General features: G+C 36.8%; 16 protein-coding genes, 8 tRNA genes and 1 other RNA gene. 23 read left to right on the top strand and 2 right to left on the bottom strand.

Going from position 1 to position 26,287, the window contains the following annotated elements:
• Positions 1–24: 24 nt before the first annotated feature.
• From AB8P06_RS16655 to AB8P06_RS16670, 4 genes are read left to right on the top strand one after another with little or no spacing between them, the layout of a single operon-like run.
• Positions 25–2,763 carry a UvrD-helicase domain-containing protein gene (locus tag AB8P06_RS16655; RefSeq protein ID WP_369843384.1) on the top strand — a complete coding sequence of 913 codons (2,739 nt, stop codon included), beginning with the start codon at positions 25–27 and terminating at the stop codon, positions 2,761–2,763.
• Positions 2,729–3,253, top strand: coding sequence for a hypothetical protein (locus AB8P06_RS16660; protein WP_369843385.1), 525 nt, complete (start codon positions 2,729–2,731; stop codon positions 3,251–3,253). The genes AB8P06_RS16655 and AB8P06_RS16660 overlap by 35 nt, the downstream gene beginning before the upstream one ends.
• A gap of 41 nt (positions 3,254–3,294) precedes the next feature.
• Positions 3,295–4,386 carry a dsDNA nuclease domain-containing protein gene (locus tag AB8P06_RS16665; RefSeq protein WP_369843386.1) on the top strand — a complete coding sequence of 364 codons (1,092 nt, stop codon included), beginning with the start codon at positions 3,295–3,297 and terminating at the stop codon, positions 4,384–4,386.
• Positions 4,387–4,424: 38 nt separating this feature from the next.
• Positions 4,425–6,134, top strand: coding sequence for a hypothetical protein (locus AB8P06_RS16670; protein WP_369843387.1), 1,710 nt, complete (start codon positions 4,425–4,427; stop codon positions 6,132–6,134).
• Positions 6,135–6,326: 192 nt separating this feature from the next.
• On the opposite strand, the gene ssrA is transcribed toward AB8P06_RS16670, so the two are convergent.
• Together ssrA and AB8P06_RS16680 are read right to left on the bottom strand one after the other, a co-directional pair.
• Positions 6,327–6,728: a transfer-messenger RNA gene (gene ssrA, locus AB8P06_RS16675) on the bottom strand.
• 153 nt (positions 6,729–6,881) lie between these two features.
• Positions 6,882–12,689 (bottom strand): FIDD domain-containing protein, encoded by a 5,808-nt coding sequence (locus AB8P06_RS16680; RefSeq protein WP_369843388.1) that lies wholly within the window; start codon positions 12,687–12,689, stop codon positions 6,882–6,884.
• A gap of 323 nt (positions 12,690–13,012) precedes the next feature.
• Here AB8P06_RS16680 and rpsU point away from each other — a divergent pair, with 323 nt between their 5' ends.
• The 19 genes from rpsU to nusG all read left to right on the top strand — a co-directional run bounded on the left by rpsU (position 13,013) and on the right by nusG (position 26,279).
• Positions 13,013–13,210, top strand: a complete 198-nt coding sequence (gene rpsU, locus AB8P06_RS16685) for a 30S ribosomal protein S21 (RefSeq protein WP_007846872.1) — start codon at positions 13,013–13,015, stop codon at positions 13,208–13,210.
• Between the two features lie 83 nt (positions 13,211–13,293).
• A complete protein-coding gene (locus AB8P06_RS16690) occupies positions 13,294–14,181 on the top strand; it encodes a tyrosine-type recombinase/integrase (RefSeq protein ID WP_369843389.1) in 888 nt (295 codons plus the stop codon).
• Positions 14,178–14,468 carry an HPF/RaiA family ribosome-associated protein gene (locus AB8P06_RS16695; RefSeq protein ID WP_369843390.1) on the top strand — a complete coding sequence of 97 codons (291 nt, stop codon included), beginning with the start codon at positions 14,178–14,180 and terminating at the stop codon, positions 14,466–14,468. The genes AB8P06_RS16690 and AB8P06_RS16695 overlap by 4 nt, the downstream gene beginning before the upstream one ends.
• A gap of 108 nt (positions 14,469–14,576) precedes the next feature.
• A tRNA-Thr gene (locus AB8P06_RS16700) sits at positions 14,577–14,650 on the top strand.
• 20 nt (positions 14,651–14,670) lie between these two features.
• A tRNA-Tyr gene (locus tag AB8P06_RS16705) sits at positions 14,671–14,751 on the top strand.
• An 85-nt stretch (positions 14,752–14,836) separates the two neighbouring features.
• Positions 14,837–14,909, top strand: a tRNA-Gly gene (locus AB8P06_RS16710).
• A 93-nt stretch (positions 14,910–15,002) separates the two neighbouring features.
• Positions 15,003–15,076, top strand: a tRNA-Thr gene (locus AB8P06_RS16715).
• A gap of 20 nt (positions 15,077–15,096) precedes the next feature.
• A tRNA-Tyr gene (locus AB8P06_RS16720) sits at positions 15,097–15,177 on the top strand.
• 85 nt (positions 15,178–15,262) lie between these two features.
• Positions 15,263–15,335: transfer RNA gene (locus tag AB8P06_RS16725), tRNA-Gly, on the top strand.
• Between the two features lie 41 nt (positions 15,336–15,376).
• A tRNA-Thr gene (locus AB8P06_RS16730) sits at positions 15,377–15,448 on the top strand.
• A gap of 235 nt (positions 15,449–15,683) precedes the next feature.
• Positions 15,684–16,364, top strand: a complete 681-nt coding sequence (locus AB8P06_RS16735) for a response regulator transcription factor (RefSeq protein WP_369843391.1) — start codon at positions 15,684–15,686, stop codon at positions 16,362–16,364.
• Positions 16,365–17,729: an ATP-binding protein gene (locus AB8P06_RS16740; protein WP_369843392.1), complete on the top strand. Its 1,365-nt coding sequence runs from the start codon at positions 16,365–16,367 to the stop codon at positions 17,727–17,729. It abuts the gene before it with no gap.
• A 599-nt stretch (positions 17,730–18,328) separates the two neighbouring features.
• Complete coding sequence (locus AB8P06_RS16745; protein WP_369843393.1) at positions 18,329–19,570, top strand: TolC family protein; 1,242 nt, start codon at positions 18,329–18,331, stop codon at positions 19,568–19,570.
• A 1-nt stretch (position 19,571) separates the two neighbouring features.
• A complete protein-coding gene (locus AB8P06_RS16750; RefSeq protein WP_369843394.1) occupies positions 19,572–20,651 on the top strand; it encodes an efflux RND transporter periplasmic adaptor subunit in 1,080 nt (359 codons plus the stop codon).
• 161 nt (positions 20,652–20,812) lie between these two features.
• On the top strand, positions 20,813–23,911 hold the full coding sequence (locus AB8P06_RS16755) for an efflux RND transporter permease subunit (protein ID WP_369843395.1): 3,099 nt from the start codon (positions 20,813–20,815) through the stop codon (positions 23,909–23,911).
• A gap of 257 nt (positions 23,912–24,168) precedes the next feature.
• Positions 24,169–25,374: an elongation factor Tu gene (gene tuf, locus AB8P06_RS16760; protein WP_369843396.1), complete on the top strand. Its 1,206-nt coding sequence runs from the start codon at positions 24,169–24,171 to the stop codon at positions 25,372–25,374.
• 55 nt (positions 25,375–25,429) lie between these two features.
• A tRNA-Trp gene (locus tag AB8P06_RS16765) sits at positions 25,430–25,500 on the top strand.
• A 12-nt stretch (positions 25,501–25,512) separates the two neighbouring features.
• On the top strand, positions 25,513–25,719 hold the full coding sequence (gene secE, locus AB8P06_RS16770; protein ID WP_007845486.1) for a preprotein translocase subunit SecE: 207 nt from the start codon (positions 25,513–25,515) through the stop codon (positions 25,717–25,719).
• Positions 25,720–25,736: 17 nt separating this feature from the next.
• A complete protein-coding gene (gene nusG / locus AB8P06_RS16775; RefSeq protein ID WP_369843397.1) occupies positions 25,737–26,279 on the top strand; it encodes a transcription termination/antitermination protein NusG in 543 nt (180 codons plus the stop codon).
• Positions 26,280–26,287: the final 8 nt, after the last annotated feature.

Raw genomic sequence — 26,287 nt, forward strand, 5'->3', positions numbered from 1 at the left:
TAAGTTATTTAAAAAACATGATAGATGATTTCATATTTAGTTGCAGGGGCATTAACTATTGGGGCAGTAGGTTGGGTAACCAATGCTATTAGAGAGCAGAAAGAACGAAAAATAAAAGAAAGAAATGAAAAATTAGAAAAGGAAAGGTTAAGTAATCTTTTCAAATCCTTTCTTCCTAGTGTTTATTCAGCAAATCGAGGTTTTCGAACTTTGACTAACAATACGAATGGATATTTCTCGCACTATAAGCTTGCTCAATGGAGAGATAGGCATAGTGAAATACTGAGAAATACTATTTTTCAACAATCATTTAAAAACATAGGTTTAACATCTTCAGAAGAAATGGAGATTGTTTTTTTTAAAAATCTTATCAGTAATGATGAAAACTCTCGTGAAAATTTTAATAATGAATTTTTAAAGTATGAACTAAAGCAAACCCAATCTTTATTAAGTAATATCGATGGTGGTAAATCTTTAGATGAGCAACAAAGAGAAGCCATTATACGTGATGAAGATAATAGTTTAGTTATAGCAGGAGCTGGTTGTGGAAAGACTACAACAATTATGGGTAAAGTGAACTACCTTAATAGAAGTCTTAGTGTTTCGCCTGAGAAAATTCTTTTAATTTCATTCACAAATCAAAGTGCAAAAGACCTTGCCAACAAAGTAAACATTGCGGGAATTGATGCTAAGACATTCCATAAATTAGGATTAGATATCATAAAAAATGTTGAACAAGCAAAACCATCATTATACAATGCAGATGAGTTAACTTATTTTATAAAAGATACATTTAAAAAGTTACTAGTTGATAAAAGATACCTTGGGATTTTGACAAGATACTTCACAGATTTTATAAAGATTAGTAAAAATGATTTTGAATTTAAGAATCAGGCAGAGCATATACAGCATCTTAAAGACCAAAACTTTAGACCCTATAAAAAAGTTGAAGTTAAAGTAAATAACAAATTAACGGTTCTAAGGGAAATTGTAAAAAGTCAAGAAGAGTGCAAAATAGCCAATTTTCTATTATTTAACGGTATCGATTATAGATATGAGGAGCCTTATGAGGTAGCTACAAAAACTTTAGACCACAGACAATACGAACCAGATTTTAGTTTGTACCAAGGAAATAGAAGGATTTATTTAGAACACTATGCATTAGATAGGAATGGAAATGTTCCTCCTTTTTTTGCTAACGAAAATACTAGTTTAGAGAAAGCAAAGATGAATTACCATGCTGGAATTCGTTGGAAAAGGGAAACACATACAGAAAATGAGACAGTGTGTATTGAAACCTTTAGCTACCAGTTTAAAGATGGAACCGTTGAGAAAAGTCTTACCAGCTTACTTAAATCTAATGGTTTTAACATTAAACCTTTATCTGAAGAAGAAAAATGGAATTTAATTCAAGAGAATGCATCTGATGAGGTAACATCTCTGATTGCTTTATTTATGACTTTCCTAAATCTTTACAAATCATCTAATATTACCTACGAGGAGCTAAAGGATAAAATTAAAACTAAATCAGGCTTTGATAGAGAAAGATGTGACTATTTTATTGCACTATTCTATCCACTGTATAAAGCTTATGAAGAAATGTTGAAAAGAAAACAACAGATTGATTTTAGTGATATGATAAATCAAGCTGTAGATTATCTTGAAAGAAACAAATATGTACATCAATACAACTATCTTATTATCGATGAATTTCAAGACATCAGTGTAGGAAGATACAAGCTCGTTAACGCTTTTAAAAAACAAAGTAAAAATGTTAAATTATTTGCTGTTGGTGATGATTGGCAGTCGATATATCGTTTTACTGGTAGCGACATAAGTTTGTTCAATAGTTTCGAAAAATACTTTGGATTTACTAATACATCAAAGATAGAGACTACTTATCGGTTTGGGTTACCAATGATAGACATTTCTGGAAATTTTGTTATGAGAAATCCCGCTCAAATTAAAAAAAATCTTAAAAATAAGTTGGGGGCTGAATCTGACATGGAAATTTTTTATACTTTTTCTGATGACAATGATGATACAGAAGGTCTAGAAAACGCTATCAATAAAATAATCGAGTCTAAATTTTTAGGTGGTAATACCGAACCAACTGATGATGAAATAAAAGATATCCTATCAAATAAATTCTATTTAATTGGCAGATATAACCACGACTTTAAAAGAGTAAAAACAGAACATACTAAGTTCAAAATTATAAAGGAAAACACTATAGAATACAAGTATAATGAACAGCTAAAAGTTAAATTGGAATTCTTTACTGCACATAAGTCAAAGGGATTAGAGGCTGAATATACATTTGTATTAAATTGTAATTCTGGAAGACTTGGATTTCCATCTGAAATGTATGATGACCCTGTCCTCTTGCTATTGTTAGGAGGCTCTGAAACGTATCCCAATAGTGAAGAAAGGAGGCTTTTCTATGTCGCACTAACTAGGGCAAAACTGAAGACATCGTTAATTGCTAACAAAAGGTTTGCTTCGAAATTTATTATTGAGCTTGATGAAAACCTGAATAACAAAGTAAATGGCAATCTAAAGTGTCCAAATTGTCGTTCAGGTGACTTAGAGTTGAAAACAGGAGTTGGAGTTAAAGATAAAAAAAAGTGGGCTTTTTATGGCTGTTCAAACTTTGCAATCTATGATTGTCAGTATAAAAAATGGCTTACAGACTTTGAAATTAAAAATTTAAATAAAACTAATAATAATGGATTTGCAGACAACAAAAGCACACTTTCATAAAGCACAAAATCATTTGCTTGAAAAAGATTCTGCCTTACTAAGACGAGATTTATCAGAAAGGAGTATTGCTCACAAGCTAGCATATTACTTAACTTTATTGTTTAAAAATTATGATGTAGATTGTGAATATAATGGAGATGTTGATAGTGAGGGACTTCGGAAAATTCTTGAGATTCCACAAGAAGTTATGGAGGATTTGGCAGTGAGGAGCGTTAGAGAAAATGATACTTACAATATTTTTCCTGACATTATAATACACGAAAGGGGAACTAACACAAGGAATCATGTTGTATTCGAAATGAAAAAAAGAAATACAAATTATCAACAAAAGGAGTATGATTTTGTTAAGTTAAAGGCTTTTACATTACAATATAATTATAAGCTGGGAATTTACCTAGAGATACAAACTGGGGAAAATCCTGTCATCAGTGAAATTCGATATTTTCAAAAAGGTGAAGAGCGAACAGAATCACAGTTAGAAGAACTTTAGCATTGATTTTTATAAATATTAACTATAAAACAAATAATAATGTGAGTTTAGCAGAAAAATTTAGAAAGGTAAAGCCTCGAGAGAATGCTGGTTCTATGGCTTCAAATAGATTTGATTTTCAGAAAAATTGGGCTATTTGTAAATTGATTGAACTAATGAATTCTGAAGTTGATTTTTTATTGGCTTTCGAATATCATGAAGATATCATAGTTTTAGATTCAGTGAATAATCCAACTCAAATTGATTTTTATCAAATCAAAACGAAGGATAAAGGAAGTTATTCGTTAAAAAATATATTAACAAGGAAAAAATTAAAGGATAGTGATGGAGGTTCTATTTTAGGGAAACTTTATCTCAATAAAATAAATTTTAATACTGAAACAAAAAGTTTAAACATTGTTTCTAATACTAAATTCAGTTTTAAATCAATACAAGAGAGTCAAACATTAATATGTTGTAGCGAGCTTAACGAAGAGGAAAAGAAGCAAATTGAAGGTAGTCTAAAATCAGAACTTTCAATAGAATTGCTAGAAGAATTTCTAAATATCATTTTTTTTCATACATCAGAACTAACTATAGAACACCACAATGAAATAACTAAGGATAAGCTTAATAGATTAATTGAAAGGCTGTACAATACAGACATTAAATATAATCCTTCCCTAGCATACAGAACTATTTTTGATGAAGTTAATAGAAGAAATAATTTAGAAAAAGAAGTTCATACTTATGAAGAACTTGTAAGTTACAAATCTATTTCTAAAGTAGATTTTGAAACAATGCTTAAAACTGTTGTCTCTGAACCGGATAAACTCGATGTTATCAAGAATAAACTATTTCAACTATTAGATAATGCTGGTATTAGTTTATTTTTAAGAAGAAAATATTTAGATGCTTGGAAAGATGTGCAAATTCAATATTTAAGTCTGGAGAATAATTTTTTTTATCAATGTATTGATGTCATTAAAAAACTAATAGATGAGAATATTGAGAAATTAGATGGTACTTTACTAGAGTCTTTAGACTGGTTATATAGCGAGTTGAAAAATCAAAAGATTTTCAAAAATCAACAGATATATTCGGAATATTTTTTAAAATTGGTTATTCTAAAAGAAATTTATAATGAAGAGTAATTTTCACACACTAATAAGAAATTTAAGAACTAGTAAATATGAAAAGGTTAGTTTTCGAGGAGATTCAAATATTATCCTACAAAGAAAAAAAAGCAATAAAAATACAATTCAACCCAAAAAAGACAATAATAAAAGGGGCTAATCAGGTAGGAAAATCAAGCTTAATAAAAAGTATATATTATACTTTAGGAGCAACTCCGTCGGTCTTGAATAAAAATTGGATGGAAGCTGAGCCAATTACCTACTTGAAGTTTAAAATTGATGAGCGAAGAATTAGTGTTTTACGATATAATAAATCTCGATTTGCTGTTGTCAATGAATATGATGAAATCATGCTGCATGATTTTAAATCACTTTCTGTCTTTCTTAATGACATATTTAATTTTAAGCTTTTGATTTCTAATCGTAAAGGTGTAGGAGAAAATCCTCCTAGTCCATTCCTTTTTCTACCGTTCTATATAGACCAAGATAAAAGCTGGAATGATAGTTGGAATGCATTGTCAGGACTTCAACAATACAGTAATTGGAAAAAGCCTGTAATTGAATATCATTCGGGTATAAAGGGTAATAAATACTATCAGACGAAGACTGACCTTGATAGCACTCGTATTGAACTAAATGAAACTAAAATTGAAATAGATGCCTTAACTAAAATTCTCGGGGGCATCAAGGAAAAGCTAAATAGTGAAAGTCTAAATATTACTGTTGATGATTTCAGTAAAGAGCTATCCGAGTTATTAACAGAGTGCGAAATTTTAAAAACGGAACAGAATAAACTAAAATTAAGACTTACTGACTTGTACAATCAAAAGTCGATTCTAGATGCAAGAATAGGTATTATAGAAAAAGCAATAAATGAAGTGAAGGCTGATTACAAGTATGCTTTAAACTACATAGAAGAATTTGTTGACTGTCCAATGTGCGGAGCTCATTATAATAATAATTTTAATGAAAGATTTTCTATAGCTGAAGACGAAGAGCAACTACAGCAACTTTTGTTAGAATTGAAAATTGAAGCTTTAAAGGTGAATGATGAAATTTCAAAACATGATAAATCATTTGTTGAAGCAAAAATGGATTTTGAAAAAATTGAAAATTTGTTAAACTCTAAAAAAGAGGAGGTCAAACTTGTCGATATCATTGAAAATGAAGGAAAGAAAAAGGTGAATGAAATCTTTAAAAAGGAAAAAGATTTGGTTTATCAAAGGATAGGCGATGCTCGTGTACGATTTGAGCTCTTAGAAAAAGAGCTTAAAGAAATTAATAAAGAGAGTGAGAATAAAAAAAGAAGAATAATGCTATTCTACAAGACCAAATTGAAAGCTTTCTTAGAAGAGTTGAATGTAAATCCTGATAAAATTTCTAAGACTTTGTTTGATAGGATAGATAATAAAATTAATGAACAGGGTAGTAATTTGCCTCGTGCTTTACTAGCATATTATTTTTCTTTTCTACATGTAATGAATATTTATTCTACATCAACATTTTGTCCAATCGTTGTTGATTCCCCCAATCAACAAGAACAAGATGAAGAGAATAGAAAAGCAATTATGACCTTTATTAGCAATAATCAGCCAGAAAATTCACAAATTATTTTGGGACTAGTTGATGACATTGATACTGAGATATTAGATGGCTATACAATCGTTTTAGAAGACGATAAATACTCCCTTTTAAAGGAGCGCTATTTTGATGAGGTCAGCGTAGAATTCGCTCCAATTGTGGAGAAAGTTTTGCTAGAAGGATAACATCTTATAACTGTTACAATTGTAACAGTTTTTTATTTTTGTATTTTTGTAGAGAAATAATTAAAGTATCAGTTCTTAATGTAAGACTATAACAGGCTGTTGTTAGATTGGGCACGTTTTTGGACACAAAAACAAAAAAGAGAAAATGTAATTATTTAAAATTCAATAATTTACAAATTCTCTTTAGCTTAAAAGTGGAGTTGGAGGGATTCGAACCCTCGTCCAAACAAGCAATACATAAGCTTTCTACATGCTTATTCTACTATTGATTTTCGACGGGAAGCAGAGAGCAGACGCTCAACTTCCGGCTTATCTTCTGAGGTTTTCGAGTTTCAGCCGAAGCATCTGAAACCTTATTTCCGCATTCCTATATCTCAGAATCAAACGCCGCAGAACAGAGCATTTGTGAGATATCTTGCTTCCCTACTGAAATCTTCGGGAAAACGCTTGATCTACTATACTTCGATATTAAGCTGCAAGAGCGAACTCTTCGTTGCCAGTTAAAATTTTGTAGCAAGGGATTATAGAGATCGCGCTACGGTTCTCTGCATGCTTACTTACCCATTGGTCTTGCTGTCGAAACCAGTCAACCCCATGATAAAGTGAATGCAAAGATAGAATTTTTTGTTTAAATACCGTTAACATCGGCTATAGCTTTTTTAAATAACAGTTTTATAGCTGTATTTGTGATTACAATCATAAGCAAAATAAAAACTGCCGGCTTTATATTACCGGCAGTTATAAAATTTAATCCCTGTTTTTTAACAAAATCCAACCGGATAAATGCACAGGTTTTTTACTGATTCGGTCTTCCCAGGATAATTTATACCAGTAAGTACCGGTAGGGACGTGGTAACCAAGATGTTTTCCATCCCATTTCGGATTCTTTGAGCTGGCATTGAAGACGGATTTTCCATATCTGTCAAAAATATTTCCTGTAAAATCTCCATATTTACTGATCTCACTGAAATCTATATAATCATTTTTGCCATCATTATTTGGAGTTATAACGTTTGCCATGAAGAAAGTATAATACATTGCTTCAGTATAGCAGGTCATTCCCTTGTTTCTCACCTGAATCATATAGAGGGTATTGCTGAAAACATTATTGAATGTATTGGAAGATTGCCAGTTTACTCCCCCATCAATCGAATATTCCATAGGTAAGCTTCCGTTATTTTTTGCAATGATAACTAAAGTATTATTCTTATAGTGGATTTCCAGGATTTCCGGTGTAATAAGATATCCTACTGTTGCCGTGAAAGTTTTTGAACAAACCCCATTGCTTATAGTGACCGTGTAGGTTCCTGCAAGTTGTGTAGTGATGGTTTGAGTGGTTGCTCCGGTGCTCCAGGCGTAAGTATAATTAGGACCACTACCTGCATCTAAAGTAGCTTTATCTCCCTTACAAATTTCAACATCATGAAGTGAAGAAACTATTTCAGGAAGTACATTGATGGTGATGGTGGCTGGCGTTGAAGCCGGGCATCCATTAGCCCCTATTCCTGTTACGGTATAAGTCGTAGTGGTAGTCGGAGAAACGGTTTGGGTATTTCCGGTTCCCGGCAATCCTGTCCATGTATATGAAACTGCTCCTGATGCTGTCAGGGTTACAGATTGTCCTATACATATGGTAAGAGTAGGAGCCGTAACGGATATAGCAGGCGGGGTTATATTTTTTATAACGGTTACTGATGCCTGACTGGTACAACCTAAAGGATTGCTGGTGATAGTAAGCGTATAGGTGCCATTGTTATCCACAACAGGAGTTAGCGTATTGGCTCCGGAAACAATATTTCCGCCGCCGGTTGTTGTCCATAAGAATGTCGCTCCCGGCTGATATACAGAAGAGGTCGCATCTAACGTCACCTGAGAATTAGTACAGGTGATCTGTGCAGGCTGTGCAATATTAACTATAATTGCCGGGTCCGTTACTACGGTTACAGATTCCTGATACTGGCATCCTGCCGGGGTTGTTACGGTTACCGTATAAACTCCCGGAGTTGAAACGGTATTTGTAGCTCCAGTCGTATTATTTGACCATGAATAGGTATTTCCTGATCCGCTGGATGTAGCTGTTAGGGTAGTTGATGATCCCTGACAGAAAGCCAGATTTCCTGTGATCTGAACATTCGGATCATCTTCTGCAGTTATGGTAATGGATGCCGGATTGCTCGGACAGCTTCCTGAGGAGTTTGTCAGGGTATACGTTCCTGGTGTGGTCACTGTAATAGATTGTGTTGTGTCTGTGGTAGACCATGTATTGCCTGTTGTCTGGCTTGATGTTAATATCACACTTCCACCATAGCATATTGTGGTTGAAGATGCAGTAATGGTTGGCGTTGGAGTCTGCATTAAATTCAGCTGTAATTCTGCAATTTTAAAACAGTTCCCCAAAGTTACTCTTACATAGATTGTCGCATTCCCGGAGGTGTATGTTCCAGGAGAAAGAATTGTACTTGCGTTTCCAGCTATTGCATCCGCCTGATTTACATAATAGGTGAAATTTACTCCTTGGGTGCTACTGATGGCTGACTCTGCCGAATTAAGGTTAAAAGTAGCAGTCGTACCGTTGGTACATTCGCTCAAACTGGCATTCTGAACAGTAGGCACAGGGTCTTCTGTTACGGTTACAGATTTCTGATACTGACATCCTGCCGGTGTTGTTACGGTTACCGTATAAACTCCCGGAGTGGTAACGGTATTTGTAGCTACGTTCGTATTATTTGACCATAAATAGGTATTCCCTGATCCGTTAGCAGAAGCTGTTAGGGTGGTTGATGACCCCTGACAGAAAGCCAGGTTTCCTGTGATCTGAACATTCGGATCATCTTCCGCAGTTATCGTAATGGATGCCGGAGTGCTCGGACAGCTTCCTGAGGAGTTGGTCAGGGTATAAGTTCCTGGTGCGGTCACTGTAATGGATGACGTTGTGGCTGATGTAGACCATAAATTTCCTGTTGCCTGGCTTGATGTTAAGGTCACACTTCCACCGTAGCATATTGTTGTAGAAGATGCAGTAATGGTTGGTGTTGAAGTCTGTGTTAAATTCAGCTGTAATTCTGCAATTTTAAAACAGTTCCCCAGAGTTACTCTTACATAGATTGTCGCATTTCCGGAGGTGTATGCTCCAGGGGAAGAAATTGTGCTTGCATTTCCGGCTATTGCATCCGCCTGATTTACATAATAGGTGAAATTTACTCCTTGGGTGCTACTGATGGCTGACTCTGCCGAATTAAGGTTAAAAGTAGCAGTCGTACCGTTGGTACATTCGCTCAAACTGGCATTCTGAACAGTAGGCACAGGGTCTTCTGTTACGGTTACAGATTTCTGATACTGACATCCTGCCGGTGTTGTAACGGTTACCGTATAAACTCCCGGAGTGGTAACGGTATTTGTAGCTACGTTCGTATTATTTGACCATAAATAAGTATTCCCTGATCCGTTAGCAGAAGCTGTTAGGGTGGTTGATGACCCCTGACAAAAAGCCAGGTTTCCTGTGATCTGAACATTCGGATCATCTTCTGCAGTTATGGTAATGGATGCCGGAGTGCTCGGACAGCTTCCTGAGGAGTTGGTCAGGGTATAAGTTCCTGGTGCGGTCACTGTAATGGATGACGTTGTGGCTGATGTAGACCATAAATTTCCTGTTGCCTGGCTTGATGTTAAGGTCACACTTCCACCGTAGCATATTGTTGTAGAAGATGCAGTAATGGTTGGTGTTGAAGTCTGTGTTATGTTGAGCTGTAATTCAACAACTTTAAAACAGGTCCCTACGGTTACTCTTACATAAATTGTCGCATTTCCGGAAATATATGCTGTGGTATTACTAATTGTACTTGCGTTTCCGGCTATTGCATCTGCCTGATTTACATAGTAGGTGAAAGTTCCTGTGCCACTGATGGCTGACTCTGCTGAATTAAGGTTAAAAGTAGCAGTCGTACTGTTGGTACATTCGCTCAAACTTGCATTCTGAACTGTAGGCATTACGTCTTCTGTTACGGTTACAGATTCCTGGTACTGGCATCCTGTCGGTGTTGTAACGGTTACCGTATAAACTCCCGGAGTTGAAACGGTATTTGTAGCTCCGGTCGTACTGTTCGACCATAAATAGGTATTCCCTGATCCTGCAGATGTAGCTGTTAGGGTGGTTGATGACCCCTGACAAAAAGCCAGATTTCCTGTGATCTGAACATTCGGATCATCTTCTGCAGTTATGGTAATGGATGCCGGAGTGCTCGGACAGTTTCCTGAGGTGTTGGTCAGGGTATAGGTTCCTGGTGCGGTCACTGTAATGGATGACGTTGTAGCTGTGGTAGACCATAAGTTTCCTGTTGCCTGGCCGGACGTTAAGGTCACACTTCCACCATAGCATATTGTGGTTGAAGATGCGGTAATGGTTGATACAACAGATTGCGTTAGGTTCAGCTGTAATTCAGCAACTTTAAAGCATCCGCCCACGGTTACTCTTACATAAACTGTAGCATTTCCGGAGGTGTATGCTCCAGGAGAAAAAATTGTATTTGCGTTTCCGGCTATTGCATCTGCCTGATTTTCATAATAGGTGAAAGTTCCTATGCCACTGATATTTGGATTTGCCAGAGTAAGATCAAAAGTAGCAGAAGGAGGGGAAGTGCTGGTAGGACATGCAGACAATGTGGCGTTATTTACGGCTAGCGGTGCTATCGTAATGTTTAAGGTTACCTCTTCGCAGTCTATAAACTCAGGGGCATTGCCACAGAACCTGTAAACGATCTGGTCGGTTCCGCTGGTTGCTGTGGGAGTATAGGTAATGGTTCCATTAGCGTTCACTACTGCTGTTCCATTGGTAGGCGGGGTTGTAATAGTTACGGTGCCGGGAACGGGAGTCTGTGTAGAAGAAGTAAATGCAGGTGTAATCACTTGTGTTGAACATACATTAATATTCTTTGTAGTATGTACCAGACAGCTAAACACCTTATAGATAGGAGTTACTATAGCTGTACATGATCCGTTTTGCAGTCTTAACGTATAATTTCCGGCTTGTGTAGGGGTATATGTATTAGAGGTTGCTCCGGGAATATCTACTCCGTTTAGCATCCACTGATAGTTGTCAAAACCGTCTTCTACCCCAAGTACTATTCCGGGCACGCATTCCCCGCTTTGTTTCGCAATAATAGGAATAGAAGAGAATCCGGCGAAATACCCACCATAGCCGGCGTTGTCATATCCTCCGTTAATTCCGGCAGTTAGGGCTCTGCTGGAGTTGATCGTGAGGTTTCCTGTTACATTGTCCAGAGAATAGGTTACCCATTGGGTGCTTCCTGCTAACGGATATGGCCCCTCTGCGGCAGTAGGGGTAGTACCGTTTACAGTTACCGTAGCTCCGGCTTCGGTCAGGATATTCAGTTTCAGGCTGGGCGTTGCTCCGGATCCCGGCATAGAATTGACATTTCCAAGCTCGTCAATTTTTTTCGGAAGAAAACAATTCAGTGGCGGAATATAGTTAAACCCACAGGTTGCAGAGCTGTTTCCTACGCCTATAAACTGATATAAATAAACATTCTTTGAGGTAGAAATATACATATTGGAATGGCCTGCTCCCTGGGCGATATAGTTGCTTTCATTGATTCTGTACCATTGTCCGGCATTGAGGGTCTGCACAGGAGTGCCAGAGCCGTTTAAAAAAATTTGGGTATTATTCTCGGTGGCTACAATTAATCCACCTTCCATATTTAAAGAGGGATCGGTAGACCTGGTCTTTACCATGGCAAAAGAATTCCCAAGTCTTTCAAGGGGAACCGACTGATCGAGAATGGCATCTGTTGCACTGAGGAGAGCGGTGCTGCTTGCTGCAAAATTTCCGTTGACACTACCATTGGTTAGAGAGACCGGCTTGTCTGCCGTGACTTTGGCTCCGATAAAACCGGTTAAGTTTGGAATATTTGTGGTAAAGCCAGTTGCTCCACTGCCGGCAAAAATAAAAGACTGTCCTTTATTTAAGGTAAAAGTGTGGGAATTTCCTGGTGAGGTTGTGCCATAGAAGACTAGCCCGGTGGTATTCCAGCTTACTGTTACTGTTGTATTGTCTTCTGTAGCCAGAATTCCTGCTGTAAAATTATAAGACGAGTTATTACCAGAATCATTAAGATTAGGACTTGTTGCCACATGGAATTCTTTTCCTATGCCGGCCCTTCCTTTACTGGTAATAATTTCGGCGTGATTAGTTTGTGCAAGTCTCAGGTTGCAAAAAAAGGGTTTGCTGGCTTTGAGGTATACTCCTTTATTGATTGCTGTAAATGCATCACCGGTACTTTTAGCGGCTATACGATTGACATCTAAAGTGTACTGTTGAGGGTTGCCTTTGCTGATGGTGACTGTAGTGAGGAGCGTATTATTGCTGTATATCTCTACATCAAAAGGGGTTGTTGAATCGGTAGACAGAAAGATTGTATTGGTGTAGTCTGAAGCAAAACTATTGTAGTAAGGTGCGATCCAATGCTCAGTATCTCTCTGCGCAGATAATGTATTAATGATCATGAGCATTAATACAAACGTTAGTCGAAATATATTCATTTTTTTTCTCAGTATTTTGTTTTTAAAAATAATGATAAAAAACGTGTTATATGTCATAAAATAACTTAATTTAATGAAAAATTGATAATTTTAAGCATGTTTTGTATGTTTGTTGAAAATTTATTTATATTAAGCTTAATCTATGAATTTTTTCAAGCATGATTGGATGGCATTGATCCGTTTGTCATCAATTTACCATCAATTTAAGTTGTAAAAACATCTGTTTTGCTTTAGGAGCTTTGAGAAAGTGTATTATTTTGAAAATAAATTTTTGTATATAATGAAAAAAAGCTATCTTTGCAATCCAAAATGAGATGTAATATATGTTAATAATTCCTGTAAAAGATGGTGAATCCATCGATAGAGCGTTAAAAAAATATAAGAGAAAATTTGATAAAACTGGAACAGTTCGTCAATTAAGAGCGAGACAACAGTTTATTAAGCCTTCTGTAACTTTAAGACAAGCTAGATTGAAAGCTGCTCACAAACAAAGAGCGCTTAGCAAAGAAGAACAGGCTTAAGAAATTTTCTTAACCAAAATACTGAATTCACTTTTCAAATGCTTATATTTGAAGAGTGAATTTTTGTTTTCATACATCTACTTATGTTAGGTAAATTTTTAGATTACTTACAATTCGAAAAGAGGTATTCGCCTCACACCATTACAAGCTATAAAAAAGACCTTGAAGATTTTTCTCATTTCTATCTCAGAACGGAATCTTCAGAAGATCTCTCCAAAGCAGATAAAAAAGTCATACGGAATTTTATCGTTGAACTGAGCGAAAATGATATTTCAAAAAGAAGTATCAACAGAAAATTGTCTTCCCTTCGCAGTTTTTATCTTTTTCTTCTGAAAATAGGTGAAATTAAAGTTTCTCCCACCGAAAGTATTTCTTCTCTTAAATTTTATCCCGAAAAGCAGATTCCGATGTCACAAGAGGAAATGCAAATGCTTGATGACCATGTTTTTGAGGAAATGCATGATCTTCTGGAAAAATGTATCATGGAAGTTTTATATCAGACAGGAATCCGTAAAGCTGAACTTTGTGGCCTGATCTTTGAGAATGTAAACTTAAGCGGAAATGAACTGAAAATTATAGGGAAAGGAAATAAGGAAAGATTTATTCCCATATCCGGAGAATTGGCAGTTCTGCTGAAAAGCTACCTGGAAATCAGAAAGCCGCTGGATGAATATAAATCATGTTTTTTTGTCAATAAGAAAGGGAAAAAACTCAACGAAAAATTTGTTTATGTGGTAGTTAATAAGTACCTTAGTCTTGTAACATCAAAGCAAAAAAGAAGTCCTCATATTCTAAGACACAGCTTTGCTACACACGTTTTAGACAATGGGGCAGAGATCTCTAAAGTAAAAAAAATATTAGGACATTCCAGTCTTGCCAGTACTCAGGTCTATACGAATGCTAATATTGAACAATTGAAAAAAGTGTTTAATCAGGCTCACCCTCGAGCTTCAAAAAAAGAAGAATTATGAAGATTTCAGTACAATCAATTGGTTTAACTCCACACGAACCACTAGAATCACACATTGACAAAAAAGTGAACAAACTAGAGACCTTTTATGATAAAATACACGAATGCAAAGTGTTTTTGAAAGTAGAAAATAACTCGGATAAAACGAATAAAACAGCCGAGATCATTTTGGCGGTTCCGGGAGACGATATCGTGGTAAAAAAGACAACAGCCAGTTTTGAAGAAAGTTTAGACCTTTGTGTTGATGCTGCTAAAAAGCTATTAATCAAGAAAAAAGAAATGGCTTAGGAAAAAAGTCAAAAAAAGTTACTTAAAAATTTGAGAATTCAAAAAATCCGTTCTATATTTGCACTCGCAAAAAGGGAACAGCGATCTTTTGAATTCTTTTTTAAATATGCCTCCATAGCTCAGTTGGCCAGAGCACGTGATTTGTAATCTCGGGGTCGTGGGTTCGAATCCCTCTGGAGGCTCAATTTAATATAATATGTCTGGGGAGATTCCAGAGTGGCTAAATGGGACTGACTGTAACTCAGTTGCTTCGGCTTCGTAGGTTCGAATCCTGCTCTCCCCACATTTTATATTAGAAAAAAGTTGCAGATTTAATATAGTTTTTATAGATTTGCACAGCGTTTACCAATAGTTTTGGAAACAAAATTGCGGAAGTAGCTCAGTTGGTAGAGCGTCAGCCTTCCAAGCTGAATGTCGCGGGTTCGACCCCCGTCTTCCGCTCAGAAAGATCACACCAAAAGGGGTGATTTTTTTTTACAACTGATGTAGCGCAGAGTAGAGTAGCTCTGAATGTTCTCAGTCTTTTTTAAATATGCCTCCATAGCTCAGTTGGCCAGAGCACGTGATTTGTAATCTCGGGGTCGTGGGTTCGAATCCCTCTGGAGGCTCAATTTAATATAATATGTCTGGGGAGATTCCAGAGTGGCTAAATGGGACTGACTGTAACTCAGTTGCTTCGGCTTCGTAGGTTCGAATCCTGCTCTCCCCACATTTTATATTAGAAAAAAGTTGCAGATTTAATATAGTTTTTATAGATTTGCACAGCGTTTACCAATAGTTTTGGAAACAAAATTGCGGAAGTAGCTCAGTTGGTAGAGCGTCAGCCTTCCAAGCTGAATGTCGCGGGTTCGACCCCCGTCTTCCGCTCAAAAAAAATCACGCTGAATGGTGTGATTTTTTTAGTTGATGCCGACTTAGCTCAGCGGTAGAGTGCTTCCTTGGTAAGGAAGAGGTCACGGGTTCAAGTCCCGTAGTTGGCTCTCATTACAGTCCCGGATTTATCCGGGATTTTTTTTGCCCTGAACTTAACATTTTCAATATAAATCTTCTCTGAACTTTTCGTACAGAATCATTTTACCAAGAAGCCGTGATCTTTTGTGTCTTAAAATAAAATCAAAATTCACCTTAAAATTTAATTAAAAGTAGAACGATGTCTTTTACAGTTCATTCAATTTCATGAAAATTTTCGTTAAATTCGTATAAAATATAGTATTGATGAATATTCTTTTATTGGAAGACGATCTCATTCTCTCTGCAGAATTATGTAAGTTTTTAGAATCAAATAATTTTACCTGTGATAAAATTTATGACGGTGAGACCTTTCTTCGCCAAATTAAAAACAATACCTACGAATTATATCTTTTGGATATCAATGTTCCGAAAATAAATGGACTGGATGTATGCCAGACAATCCGTTCTTTCGATAAAAATACTCCGATTATTATTATTTCTGCTTACGGAGATCTTTCCGATAAAAAAGATGCCTTTACAAGGCTTGCTGATGATTATCTGGTAAAGCCTTTCCAGTTTGAAGAATTGCTTTTACGCGTAAATTCTTTATTGAGAAGAAAAATGCCTTCGGATAATGTAGACCAGGATATTATCAGGATAGATGATCTGATCATTAATAAAACGGAACAGAAAGTTTTTAGAGGCGGAAATGAGATTATCCTTACCCTGAAAGAATTTCAGCTATTGGTTTATCTTGCGGAAGCGCAGGGAAGAACAGTCTCCAAACAACAGATCACAGAACATGTCTGGGAACATAATTTTAATACCAATACCAATACGGTGGAAGTATACATTAATTTCCTGCGGAAGAAGATCGACAAAGATTTTAAAGTTAAACTGATCCATACACGTTCCGGATTCGGATATTACTTAAGCCCTTTATAGATGTCTTTAAAAAGAAAGATTGCCCTTAATTTAAGTATCGCCTTTTCATTGCTTTTCGGTATTGTGATGGTGATTATTTATATGTCTTTTAATGATTTCAGAAGAGATGAATTTAAAGAAAGGTTCCGGCAAAGACTTGAATTTACTTCTCACTTTATTTCTAAGTCCAAAGATTTTGAAGAAGAGGCACCGCTTTTTTTTAATGAAAACTCAGACAACATTCTTTTAAATGAGACGATTTTAATTTTTAATGACCAAAAAGAATTAATCTACAGCACCATAAAAGATAAAAACGTTACCTGGGATGCAGAACTATTGAAAGAGCTTGATGAGAAAAAAATCATTTACAGTGAAAAAACGGTTCCAGAAATATATGCCGCATTAAGGACCATTAATGGAGAAAACTATTACATCCTCACAAGCGCATTCGATAGCAACGGAAAATCAAAGCTGGCCTATCTGAAATACCTGTTGATTACCGCTTATGTGATGAGTGCTTTACTGATCGGTATTTTCAGCTATTACTTCATGGGGCAGTTCCTCAGGCCGTTGGAAGATCTGAATAAAGAAATTTCAGAAGTTACCGCTCATAAATTGACCACTAAAATACCGGAAAAAGATTCCAGAGATGAGATCAGTATCCTGGCAAAATCTTTTAATACCATGATCGTAAGACTGAATGATGTGTTCCAGTCACAGAAAGATTTTACAGCCAGTGCTTCCCATGAAATCAGGACACCGATTACAAGAATGGCCTTTCAGCTGGAAAACCTGATCAAGCTTGAACAGCATTCACCCGAAACATTATCTTCCCTGAAACAGATCCAACAGGATGTATATCAGTTATCGGATTTAACCAATTCCCTGTTATTGCTTACTAAATTTGACAAAGAAAATATCCAGAGCCTGTATGAGGATGTAAGAATTGATGAAGTGATATTCGGATCTTTTGAAATCGTGGAAAAAAGCTACCCGAACCTGAAAATGGATTTTCTGATCTCTGAAGATACTTCTGAACAGGCTTTTTTAACAATAAAGGGAATATCATCATTGCTGGAAATTGTATTTATCAATCTGTTTAAAAATGCAGCCATCTATTCAGACGACATGGAAATGGACGTTCTGATTACTGAAAATGTTTCGATACTGATTGTAGACGTTATTTCCCATGGAAATATCATTTCGGAAGCGGAGCAGTCAAAATTATTCGAAGCTTTTATGAGAGGTAATAATTCCCAGAATATTTCAGGTTCCGGGCTGGGTCTTCGTATTGTCAAAAGGATTTTAGAGTATCATGGGGCAGATATTGCTTATTCTTCTCCTTCTGAAAACACCAATAAATTCAGTGTGATCTTCAAAAAATAATCTTCAATACTTTTTAATAGTCTGAACATAAGAAAAAATAATTTTGCATTTTCCCTAGTATTTCAAAAATAAGCGAAGCGGCTTCGTCTATCTTGATGCTTTCTAAGATTAAAGTCTTTGTCTGGCCTTGCGATAGATGTAAGAACCATTAAAAACTCCTGAGTTAGCATTTCTCGCAAAGAAAAACAAAGTTAAGTTCTATTTGTTTTTTATAATAAGTTAGACAAAGGCGTAAACTTATCAAAGAAAAACAATTTTTCCGTAGTACTTCAAAAATAAGCAAAACGGCTTCGTCTATCTTGATGCTTTCTAAGATTAAAGTCTTTGTCTGGCCTTGCGATAGATGTAAGAACCATTAAAAACCCCTCAGTTAGCATTTCTCGCAAAGAAAAACAAAGCTAAATTCTCATAGTTTAAGATTAAAACCATTACTTACCCTTGCGATAAAATTAAACTCTAAATTAATCCCATCAAAGCATCTCAACCTTAATTCCTTCAATATTCTTAATGATTTAAAATAAAATTTAATATTTTTTTAAGCCCACTTTAAGCCCGTTTTAATAGCATCTAGGCAATTTTGTAACATGAAAACTGAAAGAATGAACAAAATTGCAGGACTGTTTGTTGTCATTTCCTCATTCATGGCAGCACAACGGCAAATGTCGCTTCAGGATTGTGAAAATGCTTTTCAGGCTAACAATCTTCAGCTGCTTGCGGAACAATACAACATCAATATGGCAGATGCAGATATCTTGCAGGCTAAAATCTGGGAACTCCCCCAAATGAGTGCGCAGATCAATGCTTATAATCCTGAAGGCAAAAAAGTATTTGATATAGGCCATGCCAAAGGAGCGGAAGTTACCCAATTGATTTATATGGGTGGTAAAAAGAAAAACGAAATCGCTTTTGCAAAATCCAATAAAGAACTGGCCCAGCTGCAATTTTCTCAGCTTTTGGTTGATCTTAAAAACCAGCTTCATACCACATATTATAATCTTTATTACGAAAAACTGAAACTGGAAAATACCAATAAGCAATTAGGATACATGAATGATCTTCTCAGTGCTTATAAAGTACAGTCTGCGAAAGGAAATGTTTCCCTTAAAGACGAAGTGAGACTACAAAGCATCGTCATCCAGTTGAATAATGATAAACTGGGAATCAATAAAAATATTCTCGGATTTCAGCAGAATTTAAAAGTTTTAACGGGGATTACAGATGATATTGAACCACAGCTTTCGGATTCGGAGGCCAAAGAAATTCTCGGTGCCCAACCTTTCGGAGATGAAGAAGAATTAAAAAGAAAAGCACTGGATAATAATGCAGACTATCAGTATAATTTAAAACTCATTGATAACAGTAAACTATATTCCCAGTGGCAGAAATCCCTGAACGTTCCGGATTTGAATGTAGGAGCAGGATGGGATCAGAATGGAGGAACCTTCAAAAATGAAGTGAATCTTATGGTGGGAATTCCTTTGCCTTTATGGAAAAGCAATCAGGGAAATGTAGAAAAAGCCAATTACGCCATTCAGCAGAATCAGAAAAATGCAGATTATCAGAAACTGAATCTTGAAACTAAAGTACAATCTGCTTACCAGACCTGGAAAAACCAATATGATCAGTTAGCGGAAATCAAAACTACAGACCTTGATAATATGGATCTGGTATACAACGGAATGCTTAAAAATTTCAGAAGCGGAAATGTAAGTCTGATAGAATTTACAGACTTTATGGAAAGCTACAGGCAAACAGCCCTTCAGATCTACGATATGAAAAACGAAATCATGCAGTCGGCCGAACAACTCAATCAATTAGTACAAACGAAAATCTTCTATTAACATGAAAAAATTTATAATTGCTCTATGGGTGGCCTTTTCGGTTTTGTCCTGTTCGAAAAAAGAGACTGCGAAAGCACCGCAGCCCAAAGGTTTTGAATTGAGCAACACGATGCTGAAATCTATTTCTTTAGCAAAAGTTGAAAAAAAATATATCGTAGACGATTACAGTTTTTATGGGAAAATATCTGCGGATAAGAACAGCTATATTGATGTTTATCCTTTAGTGGGCGGGAATGTTCTGAGTGTTAATGTTGAATTGGGTGACCATGTGAAAAAAGGACAGGTTCTGGCAACGATCAGAAGCACCGAGCTGGCCGAAGTACAAAAAGATGTAAGCGATGCCAGAACGGATCTTGTGGTTGCCCAGAATAATCTGCGGGTAGCCAAAGAAATGTATGAAGGAAAACTGAACACTGAAAGAGATGTTCTGGAAGCCAAAAGCGAATTGCAGAAAGCCCAGGACCAGATGCAGCGCGCAAGTGCGGTAAGTACGGTTTATAACGTAAGAAGCGGAAATATTTACAGCGTTGTAGCCCCGATCAGCGGATACATCGTTCAAAAAAACATCAATAAAGATATGCAGCTGAGAAGTGACCGCAGTGATAATATTTTTGATGTGGCCAATACGACCAATGTTTGGGCGATCATGAACGTTAATGAATCGGACATCGATAAAATAAGCCTTGGCATGAGAGCTCAGGTGTCTACATTATCCTATCCTGATAAAGTCTTTGAAGGAAAAATTGATAAGATTTTTAAAATTATCGACCCTGAAACCAATGCTATGCAGGCAAGAGTAGTACTCGATAACGCCAACGGCCTGTTGATTCCTGAAAGTAAGGCAACCATAAAAGTTTCAAGTTCGGAAAATACAATGGCTCTGACTGTTCCTTCCAAAGCAGTGATTTTTGATGATAACAGAAGTTTTGTAGTCGTTTTCAAATCGAGGACAGACCTTAAGGTTAAAGAGATAAAAGTATTAAAACAGGTCGGTGATGTCACCTATATCGAAGGATTATCTGAAGGTGAGCAGATCATTACCAACAATCAACTGTTGATTTACCGCTCTTTGAATGGTTAAATTGATTTTCTTCTAAAAATTAACGCTCTTCGCTAAGTGAAACGCCCTTGCGAACTTAAAAAACATATAATTCGTCAAGAAACTTTGCGCCCTTTGCGTTTAAAACATGAGAAAAACCAAAAAATTCTTTCAACGACTCTTTTAGGTCAAAAAAATCCATCATGAATAAATTCATTAAAAATATAATTGCTTTTTCACTTAAAAATAAAGCATTCACCTTTATCTGGGTAGCTATCCTGGCGATTTCGGGATTCATAAGCTTCAAGAATATGCCCATTGAAGCTTTCCCTGACGTTACCAACACCCAGATCGTTATCATTACCCAATGGAATGGGCGAAGCGCTGAAGAAGTAGAACGTTTTGTAACAACACCTATCGAGTTGGCCATGAGCCCGGTGCAGAAAAAAACAAGCGTGAGAAGTACCACCATGTTTGGGCTTTCCATTGTTAAAATTCTGTTTGATGACGGAGTGGATGATACTTTTGCCAGAAATCAGGTCAATAACCAATTAAGAACTGTAAGCCTTCCTGATGAAGTAGATCCTGAAGTACAGCCACCGTACGGGCCAACCGGAGAAATTTTCAGATATACCCTCGAAAGTAAAACAAAAGATTCCCGGGAATTGTTAACCCTTCAGAATTGGGTTGTAGACCGGGCATTGAGAGGCGTTCCAGGAGTAGCAGATATTAATGTTTTCGGAGGACAGGATAAAGTTTTTGAATTGAGCATTGATCCCAGAGCTCTTGATAAATATAATCTGACTCCGCTTCAGGTGTATGACGCCGTTACAAAAAGCAATCTGAACGTCGGAGGAGATGTGATTGAAAAGAACGGGCAGGCCTATGTAGTACGCGGAATCGGTTTGGTGAAGTCAGTAGCGGATATTGGAAATATAACCATTCAGAATGACAGTGGAAACCCCGTGTTAGTGAAAAATGTTGCTGAAGTACATGAAAGCTCGATGCCGAGAGTAGGACAGGCTGGATTAAACAACCATGAAGATACCGTAGAAGGGATTGTAGTCATGAGAAAAGGGGAGAACCCACGCGAAGTCCTGGTAGGGGTAAAAGCCAAAATCAAAGAGCTTAACGAAAAGGTTCTTCCGAAAGATGTAAAAATGGTCACTTTTTACGATCGTGATAACCTGATGGACTTTACGACACATACCGTGATGCACAATCTTATTGAGGGAATTATATTGGTAACGGTCATTGTTCTTATTTTCATGGCAGACTGGAGAACAACACTCATTGTGTCCATTATCATCCCGTTATCATTGCTGTTTGCTTTCTTATGCCTGAAACTGGCTGGGATGAGCGCCAATCTGCTTTCATTAGGAGCCGTTGATTTCGGGATTATCATTGACGGAGCCGTCGTCATGGTGGAAGGGCTCTTTGTGATGCTCGACCACAAAGCCCATAAATACGGCCCGGAAAAATTTAATAAGCTGGCAAAAGGAGGTTGGATCAAACAGACCGGAACAGGTTTGGGAAAAGCCATTTTCTTTTCAAAGCTGATCATCATTACCTCACTGATCCCTATTTTCTCATTTCAGAAAGTGGAAGGTAAAATGTTTTCACCTTTAGCATTTACCCTGGGATTCGCCTTAATAGGAGCTTTGATTTTTACACTGACTCTGGTTCCGGTCCTTTCCCATCTGCTTTTAAATAAAAATGTAAAAGAAAAGAACAATCCTTTTGTCAATTTCTGGGACAGAATGGTATTGAAAGGGTTCAACTACACTTTTAAACATAAAAAAGTAAGTTTAATAGTAGCCATTGCTTTCCTGGCAGCGACTTTATTCTCCGGGAAATTTTTAGGAACGGAATTTTTGCCGCAATTAAATGAAGGTTCACTTTGGATCACTGCAGAAATGCCGATGAGCTCTTCATTAAAGGAATCTTTGAAAACAGCGGATTTCCTCAAAAAAGATATTATGAGTTTTCCGGAAGTAACGGATGTTCTGGCTCAGACGGGGCGCAGCAATGACGGAACAGATCCCAACGGATTCGGATTTGTACAGTTTGCCGTCAATCTTAAGCCAAAAAAAGAATGGAAACGGAATATCAGCTATGAAGAACTGATAGAGGAAATTGATGAAAAACTCAGAAGCTATCAGGGAATTACCTTCAATTATTCACAGCCGATCTCTGATAACGTAGCAGAAGCAGTGGCCGGTTTTAAAGCCGAAAACGGAATTAAAATTTATGGAGATAATTTAGAGACACTCGACCGGTTGGCAGAAGAAGTCTTAAAGCAGATCAAAGATGTGGAAGGAGTAAAGGATCCCGGTATTATTAAAAATATAGGTCAGCCGGAAGTAAGCGTTGTATTGGATCGGGATAAGATGGCTGCTTACGGTGTGATGCCGGCAGATGCACAGGCAGTACTTGAAATGGCTTTCGGGGGTAAAACTGCTTCAGAAATGTTTGATGGCGAAAGAAAATTCCCGATAAGACTGCGCTATTCCCAGGAGTACAGAAAAGATGAAAATGATATTGCTGCACTGATGGTGCCTACCCAGGACGGAGCCAAAATTCCTTTAAAAGAAATCAGTACAATTGTTAAAGATAACGGGGCAGCCTTCATTTACAGGGATGATATCAAACGTTATATCGGTGTGAAATTCTCCATCCGTGACAGAGATTTGGGAAGCACTATTGCCGATGCACAGAAAAAGGTTGCGAAAATTGAGCTTCCGGATGGGTATTCCATTGGATGGACGGGCCAGTTTGAAAACCAGCAGAGAGCTTCTCACAGGTTGGCACAAGTGGTTCCTGTGAGTATTCTGATGATTTTCTTCCTGTTGTTTATCCTGTTCGGAAATATGAAAGATTCACTTTTAGTATTAGCAAATGTACCTTTTGCCCTGATCGGGGGAATTATTGCGCTTCATGCGACGAGAATGAATTTCGGAATATCAGCGGGAGTAGGGATGATTGCGTTGCTGGGAATCTGTATTCAGAATGGAGTAATCCTGATCACTGAATTCCATCAGAATGTCAAAAATGGCGTGCATTTGGACCAGGCTATATTAAACGGAGTGAAATCGAGAACCAGACCGGTGATCATGACCGCTTTAATGGCTTCCATAGGGCTTTTACCGGCAGCCTTATCTACAGGAATAGGATCGGAATCTCAGAAGCCTCTGGCTATTGTAATTATCGGCGGATTAATTACCGCAACAGTGCTTACTTTATTGATCTTCCCAATCATCTTTTGGATCTTTAACAGGACTAAAAAATCGGAGCAAATCTGATTGTTCTTTCATTTATATTCTATCTAAGGAGCCTGGAATAAATTGTATTTCAGGCTTTTTGCTAAAAGGTTTTCCAATTTTTTTTTCAATCAAGAAATTTGTGTAAATTTGCACTTCAATACTTTGAAATAGATAAAGGTCGTCATTTTTTGAATTTTGATATTGAAATTTTTTTGATAAAAAGGTTTTGGTATTTAAAAATTCATTATATTTGCACACCGAAAATTTGAATAAACAATAAATAAATAATTTAAATCATGGCAAAGGAAACGTTTAATCGTAACAAACCACACTTGAACATTGGTACTATTGGTCACGTTGACCATGGTAAAACTACACTTACTGCAGCTATCAGTGCTGTTTTAGCTAGTAAGGGTCTTGCTGAGAAAAAAGACTTCTCTGCGATTGACTCTGCTCCGGAAGAAAAAGAAAGAGGGATCACTATTAATACTGCTCACATCGAGTATGAAACTGTAAACAGACATTACGCTCACGTTGACTGTCCAGGTCACGCGGATTACGTAAAGAACATGGTAACTGGTGCTGCTCAGATGGATGGAGCTATCTTAGTGTGTGCTGCAACTGATGGACCAATGCCTCAAACTAGAGAGCACATCCTACTTTGCCGTCAGGTAAACGTACCAAGAATCGTTGTTTTCATGAACAAAGTTGATATGGTGGATGATGCTGAGCTTTTAGAGCTTGTTGAATTAGAACTTAGAGATTTATTATCTACTTACGAATATGACGGAGATAACTCTCCAGTAATCCAGGGGTCTGCTCTTGGTGCTCTTACTGCAGCTACTGAAGGTAACTCTGAAGACAAATGGTTCAAAACTGTTGAAGAATTAATGGAAGCAGTTGATACTTGGATCGAACAACCGGTAAGAGATCAGGATAAGCCATTCTTGATGCCAATCGAAGACGTATTCTCTATTACAGGTAGAGGTACTGTAGCAACTGGTAGAATCGAAGCTGGTGTTATCAATACAGGTGATCCTGTTGATATCGTTGGTATGGGTGATGAAAAATTAACTTCTACAATTACAGGGGTTGAGATGTTCAGAAAAATCCTAGACAGAGGTGAAGCTGGTGATAACGTAGGTCTATTGTTGAGAGGTATTGAAAAAACTGACATCAAGAGAGGTATGGTTATCGCTAAGAAAGATTCTGTTAAACCACACAAAAAATTCAAAGCTGAGGTTTATATCCTTTCTAAAGAAGAAGGTGGACGTCACACTCCATTCCACAACAAATACCGTCCTCAGTTCTATGTAAGAACTACTGACGTTACAGGTGAGATCTTCTTACCAGAAGGTGTAGAAATGGTAATGCCTGGTGATAACTTAACAATTACAGTAGAATTGTTACAACCAATCGCTCTTAACGAGGGTCTTAGATTCGCGATCAGAGAAGGAGGTAGAACAGTTGGTGCTGGTCAGGTTACTGAAATCTTAGAATAATTATCTAAATAATAATAAAGCTTCCGCAAGGAATCTCTTGCGGAGCTTTTTATCTACGGGCATCGTCCAATGGTAGGATACCGGTCTCCAAAACCGTTGATCAGGGTTCGAATCCTTGTGCCCGTGCAAATATAAATTATGAGTTCATTTGTTGATTTTTTAAAAGGTTCTTATAACGAATTCAGACATAAAGTTGAATGGCCAAAATGGTCAGACTTGCAATCGTCTACAATTGTGGTAACTGTTGCTACTGTGATCCTGGCATTATTTACCTTTGGAGTTGATGAATTGTTTTCAAAAGCAGTCAGCAACATAATAGGAATGCTAATTAATGTGTTCAACTAAAAAAGTATTTTCCCATAATGAGCGAATTGAAATGGTATGTGCTGAAAGCAATCAGCGGACAGGAAAATAAAGTGAAAAACTATATTGAGACAGAAATCAAACGTCTAGGGTTTGAGCAGTACGTTACTCAGGTGGTTATTCCTATGGAAAAGGTTATTCAATTGAGAAACGGTAAAAAAGTTCCAAAAGAAAGACCTTACTATCCAGGTTATTTGATGGTTGAAGCAGATTTGATGGGAGAAATTCCACATGTCATTAAAAATATTCCGGGAGTTATTTCTTTCTTAAGTTTAACAAAAGGAGGAGATCCTGTTCCGATGAGAAAATCTGAAGTGAACAGAATGTTGGGAAGAATGGATGAGCTTTCTGAATTTGCAAGTGACGTTGAAATTCCATACATCGTAGGAGAAAACGTTAAAGTAATTGACGGACCTTTCAACGGATTCAACGGAACAGTAGAAAAAATTCTTGAAGACAAAAAGAAAATCGAAGTTTCAGTATTGATCTTCGGTAGAAAAACTCCAATGGAATTAAGCTATATGCAGGTAGAAAAAATATAGTAATATAT

It is taken from the genome of Chryseobacterium tongliaonense, from assembly GCF_041224435.1.
In the GTDB taxonomy this organism is placed as follows: domain Bacteria; phylum Bacteroidota; class Bacteroidia; order Flavobacteriales; family Weeksellaceae; genus Chryseobacterium; species Chryseobacterium tongliaoense.

Coding starts and splice junctions, on each gene's coding strand:
- AB8P06_RS16655 (WP_369843384.1), top strand. CDS start 25: ATGATTTCATATTTAGTTGCAGGGGCATTAACTATTGGGGCAGTAGGT.
- AB8P06_RS16660 (WP_369843385.1), top strand. CDS start 2,729: ATGGATTTGCAGACAACAAAAGCACACTTTCATAAAGCACAAAATCAT.
- AB8P06_RS16670 (WP_369843387.1), top strand. CDS start 4,425: ATGAAAAGGTTAGTTTTCGAGGAGATTCAAATATTATCCTACAAAGAA.
- AB8P06_RS16680 (WP_369843388.1), bottom strand. CDS start 12,689: ATGAATATATTTCGACTAACGTTTGTATTAATGCTCATGATCATTAAT.
- rpsU (WP_007846872.1), top strand. CDS start 13,013: ATGTTAATAATTCCTGTAAAAGATGGTGAATCCATCGATAGAGCGTTA.
- AB8P06_RS16690 (WP_369843389.1), top strand. CDS start 13,294: ATGTTAGGTAAATTTTTAGATTACTTACAATTCGAAAAGAGGTATTCG.
- AB8P06_RS16695 (WP_369843390.1), top strand. CDS start 14,178: ATGAAGATTTCAGTACAATCAATTGGTTTAACTCCACACGAACCACTA.
- AB8P06_RS16735 (WP_369843391.1), top strand. CDS start 15,684: ATGAATATTCTTTTATTGGAAGACGATCTCATTCTCTCTGCAGAATTA.
- AB8P06_RS16740 (WP_369843392.1), top strand. CDS start 16,365: ATGTCTTTAAAAAGAAAGATTGCCCTTAATTTAAGTATCGCCTTTTCA.
- AB8P06_RS16745 (WP_369843393.1), top strand. CDS start 18,329: ATGAACAAAATTGCAGGACTGTTTGTTGTCATTTCCTCATTCATGGCA.
- AB8P06_RS16750 (WP_369843394.1), top strand. CDS start 19,572: ATGAAAAAATTTATAATTGCTCTATGGGTGGCCTTTTCGGTTTTGTCC.
- AB8P06_RS16755 (WP_369843395.1), top strand. CDS start 20,813: ATGAATAAATTCATTAAAAATATAATTGCTTTTTCACTTAAAAATAAA.
- tuf (WP_369843396.1), top strand. CDS start 24,169: ATGGCAAAGGAAACGTTTAATCGTAACAAACCACACTTGAACATTGGT.
- secE (WP_007845486.1), top strand. CDS start 25,513: ATGAGTTCATTTGTTGATTTTTTAAAAGGTTCTTATAACGAATTCAGA.
- nusG (WP_369843397.1), top strand. CDS start 25,737: ATGAGCGAATTGAAATGGTATGTGCTGAAAGCAATCAGCGGACAGGAA.